Here is a 1,842-nt window from a genome sequence, read left to right as displayed (position 1 = left end):
GGCGCCGGTCGGCGCGTCGGCGGATCTCCGCAGCGGGCACGGCCGGGGCCGGTGCGGGCAGCTGCGTGCCGAGCAGCCGCAGCCGGTCGGCGAGGTTGTCGCGGATGGGGTCAGACACGGAGCTTTCCTTCCTCGCTGATCGGGGTCCGGTCGGTGAGTCTGGCCGCGAGCGCGGCCCGGCCGCGGGCGAGGCGGCTCTTGACGGCGCTGACGCCGGCGCCGGTCTCGGCCGCGACCTGCTCGACCGAGAGGTCGCACATGTGGTGCAGGACCAGGGCGCGCCGCTGTGCCTCGGGCAGGTCGCGGAGCGCGGTGACGAGGATCAGGTGCTCCTCGGTCGGCGGCTCGACGGTGGGCGGCTCCTGGCGGTGGTGGCGTCCCGCCAGGTGCAGGCCCCGGGCCAGACGCCGCCAGCGGGAGAGTGCCAGCCGCCAGGCCGTGGTCCGGATCCACGCCTCCGGAGCGTTGCCTGGGTCGAAGGTGCCCCTTCGGCCCCATGCGCGGATGAAGGCCTCCTGGACCACGTCCTGTGCTTCGGACCAGTTGCCGGTCAGCGCGTAGAGCTGCCCGGTCAGGCGGGAGAAGGACGCCGCGTAGAAGGCGTCGAACTCCTGTGGCGTCATCAAGGGCCTCTCTTCCGGGGCTGTCCGTCAGCTCGCGACACGGGCGGCTCGCGAGGAAGCACTCCTCGGCCACGGCGGGGGAGCCGTGCGTGGGCGGAGCCTCCCGGCCTGTACGCACGAGCGCCGTCCCAGGGTCGCACCGGTGGCCTATGAGCTGGATCACGTGCGCGGGGTGCGACCTGCCGGGCGCCGGGAGGCGTACAGGGGTGCCGGCGTCAACCGGACGCCCGCAGGAAGGGACACGGATTCATGCGTATCCGCCCGATCGTGCTCATCACCGCCACCGCCACCGCCGCGGCCATCGCGACCGCGGGGGGAATGGCCACCGCCGCGACCGGCACCTCCACGCCCGCCCCCGCGGCCCACGCCAAGCCCTCCGGTGCGCCCACCGCCACCGCCACGGCCTCCGGCAGCGGCTCGTCCGTCACCCCTGGGCCTGTCACCGCTGCGCCTGCCACCCCGGCGGCTTTCGCCGTCGGCAGCACGGCGACGGCTCCGATCGAGGCCGGGGCGGTCGCCGGGATCCTGGCCTCCTGCCTGGGCGCCGAGGCGTCGCAGTACCACGCGGTGATCGCGGTCCGCACTCCCGTCGCCTCGTCGGAAACCGACGGCGTGGTCGTCGCCGTCGACTCCGCCGGCCGGTACGTGCAGTGCGAGTCGAAGGGCGACAAGGGCAGCAGCCTGTCCGTCCCCGCGACGTTCATCAACGACCGCCTGTGGGGCGCCGGCCACCTGATCGAGTACTTCGACAGCTTCAGCGCGTCGGCCGGCGCCGGACAGGTCCTCTCGCTGGGCGCCGGGCACTACACGCCCGACGTCGCCAAGATCACCGTCAGCTACGGCGACGACCCGACCCAGTACCCGGCCCTCATGGCGGGCGGCGCGTTCGTCCACACCGCGGCCCTCACCACCGCCACCGACACCAACGCCTTCCCCCCGGCCCCCTACGTCCACGCCTACAACGCGGACGGCCAGGAGATCTACAACCAGAAGACCCAGCCCAACGTCAAGAACACCCACCCGTAAGCATGCTCCGGACGCTCGGTGGCGGGGCCGTCACCCCGGCGGGCAGCGGGCAGCCCGCCGACCCGCTCGTCGTCGGCGCCGAGCGCTTCTGACGTCGGGAGCGCGTGCCGACGGGCCCGGCCGAGAGCTCGCGTGAGAGCGCCGGCACTCCTGCGGGCGGGGGGTGCCCTGGACCACGGTGAAGTCGGTGGCC

The 1,842-nt window shown here is 74.1% G+C and carries 2 protein-coding genes; one reads left to right on the top strand and one right to left on the bottom strand.

All coding sequences use genetic code 11. The annotated features are described in order from the left end of the window. Nucleotides 1-110: 110 nt before the first annotated feature. Entirely contained in the window at nucleotides 111-623 is a 513-nt protein-coding gene (locus ABZW03_RS40350; RefSeq protein ID WP_355269792.1) for a SigE family RNA polymerase sigma factor, read from the bottom strand. 249 nt (nucleotides 624-872) lie between these two features. Between ABZW03_RS40350 and ABZW03_RS40345 the strand changes: the two genes are divergently transcribed. After that, entirely contained in the window at nucleotides 873-1,649 is a 777-nt protein-coding gene (locus ABZW03_RS40345) for a hypothetical protein (protein WP_355269790.1), read from the top strand. Nucleotides 1,650-1,842 lie beyond the last annotated feature (193 nt).

This window comes from Kitasatospora sp. NPDC004799, assembly GCF_040609095.1.
Classification (GTDB): Bacteria; Actinomycetota; Actinomycetes; order Streptomycetales; family Streptomycetaceae; genus Kitasatospora.
Note: the sequence above shows the minus strand (reverse complement) of the source record. Positions and strands in the feature narration are given on the sequence as shown.